This is a genomic window from Archangium sp., assembly GCF_036389735.1.
In the GTDB taxonomy this organism is placed as follows: domain Bacteria; phylum Myxococcota; class Myxococcia; order Myxococcales; family Myxococcaceae; genus Archangium.
Map to the genome: position 1 here is coordinate 1 of NZ_DASVWK010000248.1, position 15,721 is coordinate 15,721.

Here is a 15,721-nt window from a genome sequence, read left to right on the forward strand (position 1 = left end):
GTACGCGCCTTCCCCTCGCGGCGCGCGCGCAGCAGCAGCAGGGCGAAGGCGAGCTGCCCGAAGACGTAGAAGGCGATGCCCCCGCGCGAGAGCGACAGCAGCACGCCCGCCCCGCTCAGCACGGCGGTGCCCACGAAGAGGGCCGTGCGCGACCTCGGCCCCCGGGAGAGGGCGAGCCCCAACGACACCGTGGCCGCCAGGGAGAGGAAGGCCGCGAGGTGGTTGGGGTTGCCGAAGGGCGTGAGGAGCGGCGGGCTCGCGAGGGTAAAGGAGAAGACACCGAGGAGCTGGGTGAGGCCGAGCAGCGCGTGCAGCAGGCCCAGCGTGGCCACTCCCGCGCCCGTGACGGCGAGCGTGGCGAGCAGCCGATACCGCGCGCTCCCCGAGCGACACACCTGCACCGCGGCGACGAAGGTGAGCAGGTAGGCGAGGTGCTTGCCCAGCTCGCGCCAGGTGGCCGGCGGCTCCAGCGACAGAGGCCGCGGCCCGTCCAACCCCAGGGGGACGAGGGTGAAGTCCCGCAGCGCGGCGGCCTCGGGAGAGAGGACGGCGAGCAGTCCCGGAGGCAGCGGGAGGAGCTGAAGGAGACAGAGCAGGGCCCCCGCCCCGAGGAGAAGCGCGAACAGGGGCACGTGCAACGCCTGTCGCTGCCTCCGCGCGCCCACGCAGGCCAGCACGAAGGCGAGCCCCGAGAGCACGACGAGGGGCCAGAGCACCCACGTCGGCGCGCTCCCGAGCGCCAGCGGCAGCAGCACCACCAGCACCGACAGCACCGCCTCGGCCCCGAGGGAGTACCGGGAGGTGCGCGAGCGGCTATGGGACTCGGAAGCCATGGACCCCCCCGAGTATGTCACGACTCCACGAGGACACCCGGAACCAGACGGAGCAGGCGATGAGACAAGCACCCGACCTTCCGTCCGCCATTCCTTGCATCCGAGGCGCCATCTGGCATCTTCGCGACCTCCTATGCGCCGCTCCGTCGCCCTCACCCTGCTCTCCTCCGCCCTGCTCGCCCTCGCTGGTTGCAAGAGTCCGTGCCGCGAGCTCTCCGAGCGTCTCTGCGACTGTGTCGAGTCGTTCCAGCGCGACACCTGCATCCGCAGCGTGGCCAACGAGGAGAACAACATCGAGCCGACCGACGAGGAACTCGAGGTGTGCGAGCAGCGGTTGACGACCTGCGTCGACACCCAGGAGAAGACGGTCTGCGAGCGCATCGAGACGGACGAGGGCAAGCAGGCCTGCGGTCTGGCGCGCTGACGCGGCATGCGGCTGGGGGTCATTCCAGAGAATCCCATTGATCGGGTCGTGCTCGCGGCGGGGCTCGTCCCCCTGCCCCTCATCGACACCCAGCTCGCCTTCACGCGCGCGCGGGCGGTGATGGCGGGCGTCGAGCTGGGGTTCTTCGAGGCCCTCAAGGCCCGGGCCAGCACGGCCGAGGAGCTCGCCCGGGAGTGTGGCACGCACCCGCGCGCCACCGAGGCGCTCCTCAACTGCCTGGTGGGGTGTGACTACCTGTCGCACGAGGCCTCGACGCGCCGGTACGCCCTGCGACCGGTGGCTCGCAAGTGGCTCCTGCGCGACAGCCCGCACACGCTCGCCAACAAGCTGCGCTTCCAGTTGCTGGAGTGGCGGTACCTCGATCAGCTCGAGTCCTTCGTCCGCGACGGCAAGTCCATCTCGCTGCACGGAGCGAACAGCGCGGAGCAGTGGCGCGCGTATCAGGCCGGCATGGCCGACATCGGCCGGCTCAGCCTGGGAGAGGTGGTGGCCCGGACGCCCGTGCCGAAGGGCGCTCGCCGGATGCTCGACATCGGTGGCGCGGGCGGAACCTACTCCGCGGCCTTCCTGCACAAGTACCCCGGGCTGCGCTCGAGGATTCTCGACCTGGAGGCGGCGGTCCACCATGCGCGCCCCTTCATGGAGGCGCACCAGCTCGGAGAGCGCCTCACGCTCGACGCGGGCAACGTCCTCACCGATGACCTCGGGGAGGGCACCTACGACTTCGTGTTCATGTCCATGGTGGCGCACCACTTCTCGCGCGAGCAGAACCTCGAGGTCGCCCACAAGGTCTTCCGTGCGCTCACCCCCGGCGGGGTCTTCATCCTCCAGGATGTCGAGCGCGGGAAGCAGCCCTCACCGAAGAATCAGCTCGGCGCGCTGATGGACCTCTACTTCGCCCTCACCAGCGAGTCCGGCACCTGGACCCTGGAGGAGATGCGGGACTGGCTGCGCCAGGGGGGCTTCACCTTGCGCAGGTCCGTGAAGTTCCGCACCTCCCCCGGGCTGGTGCAGGCGATCGGGCGCAAGGCCTGACCGCTACCGCCGGCCCAGGCCCATGTACGTGAAGCCCAGCTCCTGCATCCGCTCCGGGTCGTAGATGTTGCGGCCGTCGAAGATGACGGGAGACTTCATCAGCGCCTTCATGCGCTCGAAGTCCGGGTGGCGGAACTCGTTCCACTCGGTGACGACGAAGAGCGCGTCGGCGCCCTCCACGGCCTCGTAGGGCAGCTGGGCGTAGCGGATGCGGTCGCCGAAGACGCGGCGGGCCGTGTGCTCGGCCACCGGGTCATGCGCCACCACCTTCGCGCCCTTGGCCAGCAGGCCCTCGATGACCTCGATGGACGGCGCCTCGCGCATGTCGTCCGTCTTCGGCTTGAAGGCCAGGCCCCACACCGCGCAGTTGCGCCCGGACAGCGAGCCGAAATGCTTGAGCGCCTTCTGCACCAGCAGCTTCTTCTGGCGCTCGTTGGTGCGCTCCACCGCGCGCAGCAGGTCCAGCTCCAGCCCCTGCTCGCGGCCCTTGGCCACCAGCGCCTTCACGTCCTTGGGGAAGCACGAGCCGCCGTAGCCCACGCCCGGGAAGAGGAAGGGGTAGCCGATGCGCTTGTCCGCGCCCATGCCCTTGCGCACGAAGTCCACGTCCGCGCCCACCTTCTCGCAGAGCGCGGCCATGTCGTTCATGAAGGAGATGCGCGTGGCGAGCATCGCGTTGGCCGCGTACTTCGTCAGCTCGGCCGAGCGCGTGTCCATGTAGAGGATGGGGTTCTCCGTGCGCACGAAGGGCGCGTAGAGCTGTCCCATGAGCTTGCGCGCCCGCTCCGACTCCGTGCCGATGACGACCCGGTCCGGCTTGAAGAAGTCGTCCAGCGCGGCGCCTTCCTTGAGGAACTCGGGATTGGAGACGACGTCGAACTCCACCTTCGTCACCTTGGAGACGGCCTCGCGCACCCTGTCCGCCGTGCCCACCGGCACGGTGCTCTTGTCCACGATGACCGTGTAGTGGCGCATGGCGCGGCCGATCTGCTCCGCCGCGGCCAGCACGTACTGGAGGTCCGCCTCACCGCTCTCGCCCTCGGGCGTGCCCACGGCGATGAACACCACCTGGGAGCGGCTCACCGCCGACGCCAGGTCCGTGGTGAAGGACAGGCGCCGCTCCCGCGTGTTCTTGCGGATGAGTTCCTCCAACCCGGGCTCGTAGATGGGCACCTCGCCCTGCTGAAGTTGGGAGATCTTCCGCGTGTCGATGTCCACGCAGATGACGTCGTTGCCCGAGTCCGCGAAGCAGGTGCCCGCGACGAGACCTACGTAGCCCGTTCCAATGATGGCGATGTGCATGAGCGTCCTGGCCGGATGAGGGCCGGCATGGCTCATACGCTGGGAGGCGCCCCCGGGGGAAGGGGCGAGTCACGTCCAGACGCCCCCCTTACTGCCCGGTGAGCAGCCGGCGCAGCCGTTCCGTGCCCCGGAGATGAGACATCTTTCCAGGTTCACTCGCCGGCTGGACGACCAGCCGATCGAGCAGCTCACGCGTGGCCCGGCGCAGCGGCGGGAAGGCCGGCTCGAGCGCCTTGGCCGTCTCGGGGAAGAGCCGACCGACGAGGGAGAGCGAGGTGTAGAGGGCCCGCTCCAGCCGCCACGCCTTCGCCCGCTCCAGCAGGACCGGCACGTCCAGGGGGCGCGAGTAGAGGAAGCCCATCGACGTGGCCCCCGTCACCAGCTCACGCAGGTCCACGAAGGACAACCAGGGCACCTGGTAGCCGTGGCGCGCGTGCTCCAGGCAGACGAGCAGCACCGCGTCCTCCAGGTCCGGGCGGAACATCGAGGGGCCGTACATCTTCATGGGCTTCGCGCGCTCGAAGACACCCTGGATTTCGGTGCGACGCTGGGGGCCGAGCACATCCGCATAGAGGTAGATGGGGGTGCGGCCGTCGGACACCACCTTCACGGCGCCGCTGGCGGGGTCGTCCGGCTCCGGACGGAAGTCGTGCTGGGCGAGAAACCCGGCGAAGCCGTCCACGTCCATGCGCCGCAGCAGTATCTGGATCTCCAGCACCGGGCGGAAGGCCACGTGCGGGTAGAGAGCGTCGGCGAAGGCCGTGCCACCCAGCAGCAGCAGCTTGCGCCCCTCCAGCTCGTCCACGGTGCGCTTGAAGTTGACGAGCTTCATCACGTTGTCGTTGAGTGAGCCCTGGTAGATGCTCAGCAACTGGTCTCGCGCCCACTCCGGAGCATCCCCACCGGCCAGCCGGAACTCGAGGTTGTAGGAGGCCAACGGCGCCAGCCCCTGCGCGATGACCCAGTCCACGTACTCTTCCCAGGGGGCGTCCCGCAGCGAGCGGCGCTGCGGGTTGAACGAGGCAAGGACGCGGAAGGTGTCGAGCAGACTGGTCGCCATGTCGTCGGAGCTTTAACGACACCTGCGCACGTTACGCAATCAGGAAGCCTGTACGCTCGCTGGGAATAGGGGCGGTCCGGCCCAGGTTCGGCCGCCTTTTCCAATCATGAGCCCACCGCCCCCTCCCCTCCCCGCCGAGACGTCCGAGGCCCGCCCCATCGATGCCACCGAGCGGCTCGACCTGCTCGACGTGCTGCGGGGCTTCGCGCTGGGCGGCGTCTTCGTGTCGAACGTCTATATGTGGTTCAGTGGCCGCGCCTTCATGCCGCGCGCGCAGATGGAGGCCGCCATGGCCTCGGCGTCCCGGATCGACACCATCGCCAGCTACGGCGCCGGCATGCTGGTGTTCGGCAAGTTCATCACCATTTTCTCGTTCCTCTTTGGCCTGGGCTTCTCCGTGCAGATGCTGCGGGCCGAGGCGCGCGGCGCCACCCTCACCCCGCTCTACATGCGGCGGCTGTGCGTGATGTTCCTCATCGGCGCCATGCACCTGCTGGGACTCTGGTACGGCGACATCCTCACCACCTACGCGCTGCTGGGCTTCGCGCTGCTCCTGTTCCGCAAGCGCACCGACAAGACGCTGCTCACCTGGGCGGTGCTGCTCATCCTCGTGGTGCCCCTCGCGGTCAATGGCCTCATGAAGGCGGTTCCCATGCTGATGAGCGGCACCGGGGAAGGCCTGGCCGAGGCGACCAAGGCGGCCATGGAGAAGTCCGCCCAGGTGAGAGCCCAGACGCTGGAGGCCTTCACGAGCGGCACGTACCTCGACGTGGTGCGCGCCAACGCCCGCTACTACTTCAACGAGTTCCTCAAGCCCCTGCTGCCCGTGCTGTTCGCCCTGCTGGGCCGCTTCCTGCTCGGGTACATGGCCGGGCGGCGGCGCCTCTTGCACGACGCGCCCCAGCACCTGTCCTTCTTCCGCAAGGTGCTCGGCTGGGGCCTGCTCGCCGGAGTGATCGGCAGCGGCGCCGGGCTCGTGGTGCAGTACCTGATGCGTCAGAAGATGCTCGACCCGCAGGCGCCATGGCTGATGCTGATGATGCCGGTGCGTCAGCTCAACGAGCTGGGGCTCGCCGCCTTCTACGTGTCGGGCCTCGTGCTGCTCTTCCAGCGTCCCGCGTGGCGGCGGCTACTGCTGGTGCTCGCGCCCGTGGGCCGCATGGCGCTGACGAACTACTTGAGCCAGACCGCGCTCAGCCTCTGCCTGTACTACGGCTTCGGGCTGGGCCTCGTCGGCAAGCTGGGCCCCGCGGCGCTCATCGCGCTCACCCTCGGTCTCTTCTGCGTGCAGGTGGCCTTCAGCCACTGGTGGCTGGCGCGCTTCCGCTTCGGCCCCGCCGAGTGGGTGTGGCGCTCGCTGACGTACGGCAAGGCCCAGGCGATGCGCCAGCCCCCGGCTCCCACCACGGTGCCCCTGGCCGCCGCGTGACACAAAGCGCCTTGACCGAAATCATGGGAAAACCTAAAAAAGCCGGATGAACCGCAAGTTCCTTCCCGCTGTCGTCGGTGTGTTCCTGGCCGCATGCGGCCCCCAGGAGACGGCTCCCGTCGCCGATGAGTTCGGCGCTCCTCTCATCGACGCTCCCGCCGCGCCCCGGACGCAGGGCGACGACGAGACGGGCGACGTGGAGCAGGCGGCGTGCTCTGGCTGTAGCACGTGGGACCCGCAGCCCTCGCTGGCCAACGGCGGCTGCACGGACAACGCCTACAACTGCTACGTCTATCCGAAGTACATCTGCGACAGCGTGCGGCTCACCAACCGCAACACGTGCGGCGAGTACTTCAACCTCAACCCGGGAAGTTGGACGCTGTATGACTCCAGCGGCAACGCGCTGGGCGTCATCACGGCCTCGCAGGTCCGCGTCAACACGGGCATCCGCGCGGTGGACGGCAATGCCACCCTCGGCCGGCTGATGGCGTGGTCCGTGCCCACGACGAACGGAGCCCGGTCGGGCTGGCTGGACACCCTGGCCATGGCCGAGTCCACCACCGGCAACTACGACACCCAGCCGCCGGATCCGGGTGGCAGCATCAGCCTCTGGCACGTCGTCCCGTCCAACAACGCGCCCTACCTGGACCGCAACGGCAACTCGCTCAAGGTGAACCCCACCTGCGTGTCCGGCCAGAACGCGACGGACTACCTGGCGCGCAACGGCAACATGAACATCCTCTACAACCTGCCGGGCACCGACTACGGCTCGCCCACCGCCGGGGTGTATCCGAACAGCACCAACATCACCTTCTACCGGTACTACCCCAGCGTCACGAGCGTGGACCGCGACCTGTGGGACTGCTCCTCGGGCAGCCCGGTGGCGAGCTCGGTGAAGCTCAAGTTCCTCTACGGCTACATGTACGAGAAGCACGTCTCGCGCACGGGCGTCACCGTCATCAAGACGCGCCGCGGCTGGGTGGCCTACCCCAACCTGGCGACCGGCGCCGGCTCACGCGACTACTGAGGCGCGTGACAGCAAGCAACCGTGCTCACCGCGAGCGCAGCACCGCGAGCCCGTCCTCCCGCAGCCGGCGCGCGGTGTAGCGCGCCATGGGCAGCAGCCGGGGCGCCAGCAGCAGCTTCGCCGCCACCCACGCCGGCTTGTGGTGCATCAACTCCGTCTCCAGCAACCGCTCGGCGGTGAAGAAGCGCGCCGCCAGCAACCGCTGCCACGCGGGAGGCGCCAGCGCGGCCAGCACCTCGTCCGGCACCGGCGCGCCCACCAGCCGCCGCGCCGCCTCCAGCGCGTACCACGCCAGGTGTGGAAAGGCCGTCCCCCGCGCCACCTCCACCACCCGCGCCCAGTCCAGCCCGGGGCGCGCCAGCACCAGCAGCTTCAGGTCGAACAGCCACGCCAGCCGCTGGAGCAGGTGGTTGCTCGCGTGCAGCGCGAGGTACACCAGCTCGTCCTCCGCGCGCAGGTAGCGCACGCGCCGGCCCTCCACCCCGGCCTCCTCCGCGCGCGCCAGCAGCGCGTCCGCCTCCAGCGTCTGGCCATAGCCGGCGAGGGCGCGGAAGTGCAGTTCCACCAGCCCCGCCGGCCCCGAGAAGGTCAGGTGGTGCTCGTGCTCCCGCGCATGCGCCGCCGCGTGCTCGCCGAGCGGCTTCAACCCGAGTCCCTCCAGGGCGCGTGACGCCGGGGCCACCTCCGCGTCCGCCACCAGCAGGTCCACGTCCGTGGTGGCCCGCTGGAGGGGCTCCGGGTAGAGGCGCAGGGCCAGCCCGTAACCCTTGAGGAGCACCGGCACCACGCCCACCGCGGCCAGCGTGTCCAGGCTCCGCAGCAGCAGCGCCTTCACCCGCATGCCCTGGGCGGCCTGGGCCAGGGCCTCGCGGCGCAGGCGCGTGCGCACCACCTCCTCCGGCGTCCAGCCCGCGCGCCCCAGCGCCTGCTGCGTGAAGCCCGCGAGCCCGTGCCGGGCCGCCGCGTGGACGAGCGCGTCCGCGTCCATGGGCCCCAGGCCTCCAGGGGCCTCGGGCCAGGCGCGCAGCACGTCCAGGAGCACGCGCGCCCCCATCCCGCTCACCTGCGCATCGCGACGACGCGCCTCGGGTCCGCCTCGGCCTGGGCCGCCAGCTTCGCGGCCCGGTCCCCCACCGCGTCCGCCACCAGCTCCAGCGCGAGCTCCTCGTCCCGGTTGATCTCGGAGCGCCCATCGCTCCAGGCAAGGCGCAACCAGCCGAACGACTGCTCCCCGTCCTTCACCTCCAGGCGCATCTCCAGCGGCAGCGCCGAGCCCGCGGGCCGCTGCGTCTCGAAGGTGAGCCCCTCCCGATGGCCCTCGCGCCACAGCTCGAAGCGCAGCTCCAGGCGGGCGGCGTCCAGCGCTTCGGCCAGCGGGCGCACCGCGCGCCAGATGTCTTTCGCCTCGGTGGCCGCGCGCACCGCCTCGGTCATGTCCTTCACCAGCGAGCGCAGCCGGATGTTCTTGCGCCGCGCCTCGCTCACGCCCCCGGCGCGCTTCAGGTCCAGGTAGCCCAGCTTACGCATCAGCACCGCCACCACCACCGCCATGCCCGTCAGCAGCATGGCGCTCTGCGCGGTGTTGGCCCAGTGCAGGCCCAGCGCCGTCAGGGTGAAGAGAGCACACAGGCCATAGAGCATCAGCACCGCCCCGCGGTGGCTGAGCACCAGCCGGCTCATCATCCGGTGGTGGATGTGCTCCTTGTCCGCGCTGAACATGGGCCGGCCCAGCACCGTCCTGCGCACCATGGCCAGCAGCGTGTCCATGATGGGCAGGCCCAGCGCCATCACCGGCACCAGCATGGCCACGGCGGTGCCGCTCTTGGCGCTCGTCTTGATGGAGACGGCCGCCAGCACGAAGCCCAGGAACATGCTGCCCGTGTCCCCCATGAAGATGGAGGCCGGGTTGAAGTTGAAGACGAGGAAGCCGAGGATGGCGCCCGCCAGCGCCGCCATCAGCAGGCACAGCAGCACGTCGCCCCGGCTGAGCGCGAGGATGAAGTTGGTGCCCACCCCGAAGAAGGCCACCCCGCCCGCCAGCCCATCCAGTCCATCAATGAGGTTGAGCGCGTTGATGACGCCCACCACCCACAGCACGGTGAAGGGCAGGCTGAGCAGTCCCAGCGGCAGCGCCGGCCCGAAGGGGTTGGCGATCAGCTCGATGCGGAAGCCGAGCGCGTACAGCCCGAGCGCCACCAGCAGCTGCACGCTGAACTTCAGCTTCGCGCCCGCGCCGCGCAGGTCGTCATAGAGGCCCAGCGCCGCCACCACCAGCCCGCCGCCGAACAGGCCCCACACCAGCCCTGTCTGTGCGCGGAAGTGGTTGCCCTCCCCTGAGTCCACCAGGAAGAGGACACAGAGCGGGGCGAAGAAGCCGGCCACGATGCCGATGCCGCCCAGGCGCGGGATGGGCCGGATGTGCACCTTCCGGCTGGAGTTGGCCTGGTCCACCCAGCCCCAAGCCAGGGCGCGGTTGCGCACCACCAGCGTCTGCACCAGCCCCACCATCAGCGCGACGAGGAATGCAACCAGATACGTAATCATGTCGGCTTGTGGACTCCTCGGAACGCCCCATGGTGGCCGGGGCAGGGGGGAGCGTCAATATCCCCCCAATATTCCGCTGTGGCTGCTTGTCAGCAGAGGAGCCGACCGGAGACAGAAGCCTCACGCTTCCCTACCCAAGACGGAGGGGGGTTGGGTAAGAGGGGCGGCGTGAACAAGAAGGCTCTGGTCCTCGCCGCCAACGCCGTGGCCCGTCAGGGCGGCCAGGGCCTCAACCTCCACCACATGCTCGAAGCGCTCCGCGAGGACTTCGAGCTGAGCGTCTTCTGCCGCGACGCGGGCGAGCCACGCACCCACCGGGTGCCCCCCTCGCGCCTGTCCACGGCCCTGGGGCGCGTGCCGCTGCTGCGGCGCCGGCGCGACTGGCTGGTGCTGGCGAGCGACCTCCACTTCGACCGTTATGTGGCCTCGCACCTGCCCGCCGCGGACGTCTTCCAGGGCGTGGTGGGCCAGTGCGCCGAGAGCCTCCTGGCCGCCCGGCACCGGGGCATGCGCACGGTGCTGGACGTGGTGAACACCCATGTGGACGACTTCCGCTCCCATGTGGATCGCGAGTCCCGGAGGTTCGGCCTCAAGGGCAACATCGGCCCGCGCATGTACCAGCGCATCCTCCAGGAGTACCGCACGGCGGACGTGGTGCGGGTGATGTCCGAGCGCTCCCGGCGCACCTTCCTCTCGCGCGGTTTCCCCGAGGAGAAGCTGGTGGTGGCCTCGCCGCCCATGGACGTGAGCGAGTTCCCCCAGGCCTCCTTCGCCCATGACGTCTTCCGGGTGGGCTTCGTGGGCCTCATCGAGCCGTGGAAGGGCTTCCACTACCTGCTGGAGGCCTGGGAGTCGTTGAAGCCGAAGGACGCGGAGCTGGTGCTGTGGGGCGGGCCGGGCTCGCGCGCGGCGACGAACCTGATTCGCGAGTTCCAGGCGCGCGACTCCTCCCTCGTGGTGAAGCCGGAGGAGGTGCGCCGGGTGGGCTACGCCGAGGTGTACGGGAAGATGAGCGTGCTGGTGCACCCCTCGCTGGCCGATGGCTTCTCCTATTCGGTGGTGGAGGCCATGGCCAGCGGCGTACCCGTCATCGTCACCGACAACACCGGCGCGGCGGACCTCGTGGAGGAGGGCGTCAACGGCTACATCGTCCCCACGGGGGATGCGCGTGCCCTGCGCGAGCGCCTGGAGCACCTCCACCGCCACCCGGAGCTGCTGCCACGCATGGGAGAGAAGGCCCGCGAGGCCGTGCGGCGCCACCTCTCCCCCGAGAACTTCCGCCGTCCGCTCGTCACCCGCATCCAGCAGGCCCTCGCATGAGCACCCCCGCCGCCACCGGCGCGCCCCTGTCGGACGTCACCGCCGTGCTGCTGTGCGGCGGCAAGGGCGAGCGCCTCCGTCCCTTCACCGAGCACTTCCCCAAGCCGCTGGTGCCCCTCAACGGCAAGCCACTGCTCCAGCACCTGCTGCGCTACCTGTCCCTCCAGGGCGTGCGCCGCTTCGTGCTCTGCACCGGCTACAAGGCCGAGGCCATCGTCCGCTTCGTCGAGGAACTCGCCCTGCCCCCGGAGCTCGAGGTGGTGTGCGTGGACTCGGGCGAGGCCGCCAGCATGGCGGACCGCGTGCTGGACGCGCGCGGGCATGTGCCCGGACGAGCGCTCGTCTGCTACGGCGACACCCTGGCCAACGTGGACCTGGGCTCGCTCTCCCGTCACCACGCGGAGTCCGGTGCCCTGGCCACGATGACGGTGTACCCGCTGCGCAGCCCCTACGGCATCGTCTCCCTCGACGGGGACTCGAACCGGGTGGCGGGACTGCTGGAGAAGCCCGTGCTGCCGTATTGGATCAACATCGGCTTCATCCTCTGCGAGCAGGCCGCGTTGGATGGGATGCGGCGGGGCACGGACCTGGTGACGTTCCTCGGCTCGCTGGCGGAGCACGGGGCGGTGCGGGCGCACAAGCACCAGGACAAGCACCTCACGGTGAACACCGAGAAGGAACGCAACGAGGCCGAGGGGGAGATTGAGTTCTTCACCCTCCTGGAAGGGACGGGAGCATGAGCGGGATGAAAGACAAGCGCGTGGTGGTGACGGGCGGTTCCGGCTTCATCGGCAGCCACCTGGTGCAGCGGCTGCTGGAGCAGGGCGCGAAGGTGGCCGTCACGACGCGCTACGGCAACGTGATGAAGAACGAGCGCCTGCGCGAGGAGTGGACGCGCATCAAGGTGATCGAATCGGACCTGCGCAACCGCGGCGCGCTGGACGAGGTGGCGAAGTTCGACCCGCAGGTGGTGTTCCACCTGGCCGCCTACAACCACGTGGGTGAGAGCTTCCGGCAGGTGGAGGAGTGCTTCGACGTCAACGCCAAGGGCACGGCCAACCTGCTGGACGTGGTGCCCGGCACCGAGGCCTTCATCTACATGTCCACCTCGGAGGTGTACGGCCACCAGGCGGGCGTGCCCTTCGAGGAGACGATGAACCCCGAGCCCATCTCGCCCTACGCCATCACCAAGTACGCGGGCGAGCTGTACTGCCGGATGAAGCAGCGGATGAAGGGCAGCGGGCGCATCGTCGTGCTGCGGCCCTTCAACGCCTACGGCCCCTACCAGAGCAGCAAGGCCATCATCCCCGAGCTCATCATCAACTGCCTCAAGGGCCGGCCCATCCGCACCACCAAGGGCGAGCAGACCCGCGAGTTCAACTACGTGGGCAACCTCGTGGACGGACTCCTCGCCGCCGCCGAGCACTCGGGGCAGATTGAAGGCCCCGTCAACCTCGCCTCGGGCGAGGAGGTGGCCATCCGCGACCTGGTGAAGAAGATCGCCGCGCTCACGGACACCAAGTCCTCCATCGAGATTGGCGCGCTGGAGTACCGGCCCACCGAAATCTGGCGGATGTTCGCGGACAGCTCGCGCGCGCGCTCCCTCTTCGGCTGGACGCCGCGGGTGAACCTGGACGAGGGCCTCAAGCGCACCGTGGAGTGGTACCGCCAGTACCTCGCCAGCGGCGGCGCCCACCTGGAGTAGCCCGCCCCGGGCTCAGGAGGACGAGAGCAGCCCGCGGACGTACTCGCGGATGCCCCGCCGCCGCTCCTGGGCCCGCGCCAGCACGGTGGCCCGCAGGCCATCCGCCTGCTCGGCCAACGCCAGCGCCCGCTCGAAGATGTCCTCCTCGGGCCTGGCCAGGTCCACGTGCCACGCCTCCAGCCCCAGCGAGGCCATGAAGTCGAGGCACTTCTCCCGGTAGCCGAGTGACAGCGTCGGCGTCCCCGCGCAGCACGAGAGCACCGCGGCGTGCAGCCGCGTGACGAGGGTGAGCGTGCACGGGCCCACGAGGTCCATGTACTCCTCGGACGTGCTCGGAGAGAGCGTGGGGTCCTCCGCCCGGCCCACCGCGGCCTTGAGGCGCTGGAGGGACGCGAGGTCGTGCTCGTGCATGGCCACGAAGACGGGCTCCCAGCCCCGGCCCACGAGGTGCTGGATGGCGCGCTCCAGGCCCTCCAGCCGCTCGTAGGGGTAACCCTCGCGCTCCTGCGGCGGCGGCAGGACGAGGTTGACGGCGAACCGGCGCGGCTCCACGGGTCGCATCGGCTCCGCCCGCGCCAGCACCAGGGCCAGGTCTCCAATCACCTCCGCGTGGGAGACGCCCAGCTCATCGAGCTGGGCCTTGGAGTGGGGCCCCCGGACACCCACTGCCCGGAAGTCGCGCAGCAGGGCGCGCCACTCCGTCAGGTCCGGCCGCCGGCTCATGTTGAAGCCCGCGCTCCCCACTCCGGTGCCAAGCGTCCACGCGGGCAGCCCCTGCTGGAGCGCCGCGCGCACCGTCACCAGTCCGTACGGGTTGATGAACGTACCCCCACCGAGGACGAACTGCTGGAAGTAGCGCCGGCCGGAGAGCCCCAACCACGCCAGGCGCTCCTCGTGCCGGGGGTAGCGGAAGGAGGCGACGCGCACGCCCTCGAGCACCTGCTCCGCGGCCTCGAAGAGGGCGTCGTCGCCGAGGTTCCGCCAGCCATGTCCTCCCGCGTACGCCACCCGGGGCCGGTCCTCCAGGAGGTATTGGAGTCGCTCCTGGACAGCGCGGGTGTTGGAACGGACGGCCTCGAGCAGGGAGAGCATCGGGAGAACGGGCGAAGTTTGCCCTCCAATCATACACCCTTCGGGCATCGCACCCGTCGTGAATTACCGCGTACGCCCGCTCCCTCCACGAGAGGACGCCCGGGCCACCAGGATGGCTGGCGGAGCCCTTCCCTGGAGAGCACACGGCCGTGAAGACGCCTGGACAGCCCCTCCTCGGTGCGCTCGGCCGGGAGTTCGAGCGGGTGTACCTGGAGGTATGCGCACAGGGATACAAGGCGCTGGAGCGCACACGCGCCAACCACCCCGCGACACGGGACAACCCGTGGCAGCACCGCCCGGCCTGGCCGCCCTCGTATGAGGCCTATGGCCGCTACCGCTTCCCGCTCGCGAGGTCCGCCCTGGCGCCCCTGTACCTCGCGCTGGACCGGTGGGTGCGTCGGCTGGGCCCCGCCGCGCGCACGCGGCTGTGCACCCAGCTGCTCGTCACCGCCCAGGTGCCTTGAGCAGCGCGTCCAGTGCCTCCACGTGCGCGCTGGCGTTGAAGCGCCGGGCCATGCGCCAGGCCCCCTCACGCAGTCGGGCATGGTGCTCCGGGTCGGCCAGCGCCCGGACGAGGGCGTCGGCGAGTCCCCGCGTCGTGGGCGGCTTGCCCGGGGCGAGCTCACCGGACACGCCCGGCTCGCACCAGTCGGGAATGCCGCCCACCTCGAAGGCCACCGAGGGCAGCCCCACCGCGCCCGCCTCCACTCCCACCATGCCGAAGGGCTCGGGCCAGACGCTGGGCACCGCGAGCACGTCCGCCTCTCGCATCAGCCGCTCCCGCTCGGCCCGGTCCACCCAGCCCGCGAAGCGTACCGGCACGCCCCGCTCCACCGCCTCCGCCTCCATGCGCGGGCGCTCCGGGCCATCTCCGGCCACCACCAGCTCCAGTTCACGGCCCAGCGCCTCGCGGGCCCGGGGCAGGGCGCGCACCAGCTCCACCCCACCCTTCAGGTCCGTGAGCCGCCCCACCATCAGCACCTGCCCGGACGCGGGCCGCGGCGCGGGCGGCTCGGCATCCGGCACCACATCGCCGAACAGGGGCACGCACACCACCCGGGCCTCGGCGAGCCCATGCCGGAGGTACTCCTCGCGCATGGCCCGGCTGCCCACCAGGACGGTGCCGTAGCGGTGGATGAGGGAGAGGCGGCGTCGCTGGTAGCGGTACTCCCGCAGGGCGGTGATGGGGCTTCGCCCACCGCAGCGGCGCGGCAGGTAGTGCACGAGGCACCCGGGGCCCAGCACGCGCTCGCAGGGAGAGGGCGAGGGCGAGGCCTGGCGCTTCATGCCGCTGATGCACGTGCCGTAGTAGGCATGGAGGAAGAGCAGCGCCGGGTAGCGCTCCAGCAGCGCCTCCTCCAGGTCGAGGTCCTGGACGCCGTGCTGGTAGACGCGGTCGGGCCGCCACGCCGCCACCGCGTCGAGTACGCCCTGACGCCCGAGCGCGGCGAGGCTCCACACGGGGAACTCCAACCCGCCGTCGATGCGGGCCTGGCCCGAGGCGGCGTCGTGCTCGAAGAGGAGCCCGGGCTGAATCCCTCGCGCCTGGAGGAGCGGCAGCAGCGTGCGCAGGTGGGACTCCACCCCTCCCACCACGGCCCGGTGCCGCGTGACGAGGAGGATGCGCGCACCGTGGCTCATGGCGCTCCCGTGGGCTTCGACATGGACAGGCGCGCGAAGAGCGCGTTCCACCGGGGCCGCACGTAGGACTCCAGCGGCCCGTGGAAGGCGGCGGGGCCCACCACCCCGGCGTACACCAGCACGGTGGCGATGGACACCCCGACGAGTCCGAGGACGTGAGGAGGAGACCAGAGGAGGGCGACTCCGGCGGCGAGCACCAGCACCACCAGGGTGCGCCAGCCCCAGGGCACCAGCGGCCGGAGGAGCTGCCCGACCGAGGTCTCGGAGTGGCGTGCCAGCGCGCGCAGG

At 70.4% G+C, this 15,721-nt stretch carries 15 protein-coding genes and 1 pseudogene; 8 read left to right on the forward strand and 8 right to left on the reverse strand.

Going from position 1 to position 15,721, the window contains the following annotated elements:
* A pseudogene (locus tag VF794_RS08975) lies at positions 1 to 833 on the reverse strand (polymerase); the annotation flags it as partial.
* Positions 834 to 966: 133 nt separating this feature from the next.
* On the opposite strand from VF794_RS08975, the gene VF794_RS08980 reads away from it, so the two are divergent.
* Together VF794_RS08980 and VF794_RS08985 are read left to right on the forward strand one after the other, a co-directional pair.
* The gene (locus VF794_RS08980; protein ID WP_331108773.1) at positions 967 to 1,257 is read left to right on the forward strand and encodes a hypothetical protein; all 291 of its coding nucleotides are present in this window, start codon (positions 967 to 969) and stop codon (positions 1,255 to 1,257) included.
* A 6-nt stretch (positions 1,258 to 1,263) separates the two neighbouring features.
* The gene (locus tag VF794_RS08985; protein WP_331108774.1) at positions 1,264 to 2,313 is read left to right on the forward strand and encodes a methyltransferase; all 1,050 of its coding nucleotides are present in this window, start codon (positions 1,264 to 1,266) and stop codon (positions 2,311 to 2,313) included.
* A 3-nt stretch (positions 2,314 to 2,316) separates the two neighbouring features.
* Here the strand turns inward: VF794_RS08985 and VF794_RS08990 are convergent, their stop codons facing one another.
* Together VF794_RS08990 and VF794_RS08995 are read right to left on the reverse strand one after the other, a co-directional pair.
* Positions 2,317 to 3,615 carry a UDP-glucose/GDP-mannose dehydrogenase family protein gene (locus VF794_RS08990; protein ID WP_331108775.1) on the reverse strand — a complete coding sequence of 433 codons (1,299 nt, stop codon included), beginning with the start codon at positions 3,613 to 3,615 and terminating at the stop codon, positions 2,317 to 2,319.
* An 88-nt stretch (positions 3,616 to 3,703) separates the two neighbouring features.
* Complete coding sequence (locus VF794_RS08995; RefSeq protein ID WP_331108776.1) at positions 3,704 to 4,675, reverse strand: nucleotidyltransferase family protein; 972 nt, start codon at positions 4,673 to 4,675, stop codon at positions 3,704 to 3,706.
* Positions 4,676 to 4,781: 106 nt separating this feature from the next.
* Here VF794_RS08995 and VF794_RS09000 point away from each other — a divergent pair, with 106 nt between their 5' ends.
* Both VF794_RS09000 and VF794_RS09005 read left to right on the forward strand, forming a co-directional pair.
* On the forward strand, positions 4,782 to 6,104 hold the full coding sequence (locus tag VF794_RS09000) for a DUF418 domain-containing protein (RefSeq protein WP_331108777.1): 1,323 nt from the start codon (positions 4,782 to 4,784) through the stop codon (positions 6,102 to 6,104).
* Positions 6,105 to 6,150: 46 nt separating this feature from the next.
* Positions 6,151 to 7,131, forward strand: a complete 981-nt coding sequence (locus tag VF794_RS09005) for a hypothetical protein (RefSeq protein WP_331108778.1) — start codon at positions 6,151 to 6,153, stop codon at positions 7,129 to 7,131.
* A 25-nt stretch (positions 7,132 to 7,156) separates the two neighbouring features.
* Here VF794_RS09005 and VF794_RS09010 read toward each other — a convergent pair whose 3' ends face one another.
* Both VF794_RS09010 and VF794_RS09015 read right to left on the reverse strand, forming a co-directional pair.
* Positions 7,157 to 8,185, reverse strand: a complete 1,029-nt coding sequence (locus VF794_RS09010) for a nucleotidyltransferase family protein (RefSeq protein WP_331108779.1) — start codon at positions 8,183 to 8,185, stop codon at positions 7,157 to 7,159.
* Between the two features lie 5 nt (positions 8,186 to 8,190).
* Positions 8,191 to 9,675, reverse strand: a complete 1,485-nt coding sequence (locus VF794_RS09015) for an MraY family glycosyltransferase (RefSeq protein WP_331108780.1) — start codon at positions 9,673 to 9,675, stop codon at positions 8,191 to 8,193.
* A 168-nt stretch (positions 9,676 to 9,843) separates the two neighbouring features.
* Here VF794_RS09015 and VF794_RS09020 point away from each other — a divergent pair, with 168 nt between their 5' ends.
* From VF794_RS09020 to VF794_RS09030, 3 genes are read left to right on the forward strand one after another with little or no spacing between them, the layout of a single operon-like run.
* Entirely contained in the window at positions 9,844 to 10,995 is a 1,152-nt protein-coding gene (locus tag VF794_RS09020; RefSeq protein ID WP_331108781.1) for a glycosyltransferase family 4 protein, read from the forward strand.
* Positions 10,992 to 11,735, forward strand: a complete 744-nt coding sequence (locus VF794_RS09025) for a nucleotidyltransferase family protein (protein WP_331108782.1) — start codon at positions 10,992 to 10,994, stop codon at positions 11,733 to 11,735. The genes VF794_RS09020 and VF794_RS09025 overlap by 4 nt, the downstream gene beginning before the upstream one ends.
* Complete coding sequence (locus VF794_RS09030; protein WP_331108783.1) at positions 11,732 to 12,700, forward strand: NAD-dependent epimerase/dehydratase family protein; 969 nt, start codon at positions 11,732 to 11,734, stop codon at positions 12,698 to 12,700. Before VF794_RS09025 ends, VF794_RS09030 begins: the two co-directional genes overlap by 4 nt.
* A gap of 12 nt (positions 12,701 to 12,712) precedes the next feature.
* On the opposite strand, the gene VF794_RS09035 is transcribed toward VF794_RS09030, so the two are convergent.
* Positions 12,713 to 13,792 (reverse strand): polysaccharide pyruvyl transferase family protein, encoded by a 1,080-nt coding sequence (locus tag VF794_RS09035; protein WP_331108784.1) that lies wholly within the window; start codon positions 13,790 to 13,792, stop codon positions 12,713 to 12,715.
* 149 nt (positions 13,793 to 13,941) lie between these two features.
* Between VF794_RS09035 and VF794_RS09040 the strand changes: the two genes are divergently transcribed.
* Positions 13,942 to 14,256, forward strand: a complete 315-nt coding sequence (locus VF794_RS09040) for a hypothetical protein (RefSeq protein ID WP_331108785.1) — start codon at positions 13,942 to 13,944, stop codon at positions 14,254 to 14,256.
* Here the strand turns inward: VF794_RS09040 and VF794_RS09045 are convergent.
* Both VF794_RS09045 and VF794_RS09050 read right to left on the reverse strand, forming a co-directional pair.
* Entirely contained in the window at positions 14,237 to 15,433 is a 1,197-nt protein-coding gene (locus tag VF794_RS09045) for a glycosyltransferase family 4 protein (RefSeq protein ID WP_331108786.1), read from the reverse strand. The two genes, VF794_RS09040 and VF794_RS09045, sit on opposite strands and share 20 nt — an antisense overlap.
* Positions 15,430 to 15,721: hypothetical protein (locus tag VF794_RS09050; protein ID WP_331108788.1), on the reverse strand; the 292-nt coding region annotated here is incomplete at its 5' end. The genes VF794_RS09045 and VF794_RS09050, both read right to left, overlap by 4 nt.

What these genes read in the sequence shown, in the direction of transcription:
- VF794_RS09035 (WP_331108784.1), bottom strand. Translation starts at nt 13,792, where the DNA reads ATGCTCTCCCTGCTCGAGGCCGTCCGTTCCAACACCCGCGCTGTCCAG.
- VF794_RS08990 (WP_331108775.1), bottom strand. Translation starts at nt 3,615, where the DNA reads ATGCACATCGCCATCATTGGAACGGGCTACGTAGGTCTCGTCGCGGGC.
- VF794_RS08980 (WP_331108773.1), top strand. Translation starts at nt 967, where the DNA reads ATGCGCCGCTCCGTCGCCCTCACCCTGCTCTCCTCCGCCCTGCTCGCC.
- VF794_RS09000 (WP_331108777.1), top strand. Translation starts at nt 4,782, where the DNA reads ATGAGCCCACCGCCCCCTCCCCTCCCCGCCGAGACGTCCGAGGCCCGC.
- VF794_RS09030 (WP_331108783.1), top strand. Translation starts at nt 11,732, where the DNA reads ATGAGCGGGATGAAAGACAAGCGCGTGGTGGTGACGGGCGGTTCCGGC.
- VF794_RS08995 (WP_331108776.1), bottom strand. Translation starts at nt 4,675, where the DNA reads ATGGCGACCAGTCTGCTCGACACCTTCCGCGTCCTTGCCTCGTTCAAC.
- VF794_RS09045 (WP_331108786.1), bottom strand. Translation starts at nt 15,433, where the DNA reads ATGAGCCACGGTGCGCGCATCCTCCTCGTCACGCGGCACCGGGCCGTG.
- VF794_RS08985 (WP_331108774.1), top strand. Translation starts at nt 1,264, where the DNA reads ATGCGGCTGGGGGTCATTCCAGAGAATCCCATTGATCGGGTCGTGCTC.
- VF794_RS09005 (WP_331108778.1), top strand. Translation starts at nt 6,151, where the DNA reads ATGAACCGCAAGTTCCTTCCCGCTGTCGTCGGTGTGTTCCTGGCCGCA.
- VF794_RS09015 (WP_331108780.1), bottom strand. Translation starts at nt 9,675, where the DNA reads ATGATTACGTATCTGGTTGCATTCCTCGTCGCGCTGATGGTGGGGCTG.
- VF794_RS09025 (WP_331108782.1), top strand. Translation starts at nt 10,992, where the DNA reads ATGAGCACCCCCGCCGCCACCGGCGCGCCCCTGTCGGACGTCACCGCC.
- VF794_RS09010 (WP_331108779.1), bottom strand. Translation starts at nt 8,185, where the DNA reads ATGGGGGCGCGCGTGCTCCTGGACGTGCTGCGCGCCTGGCCCGAGGCC.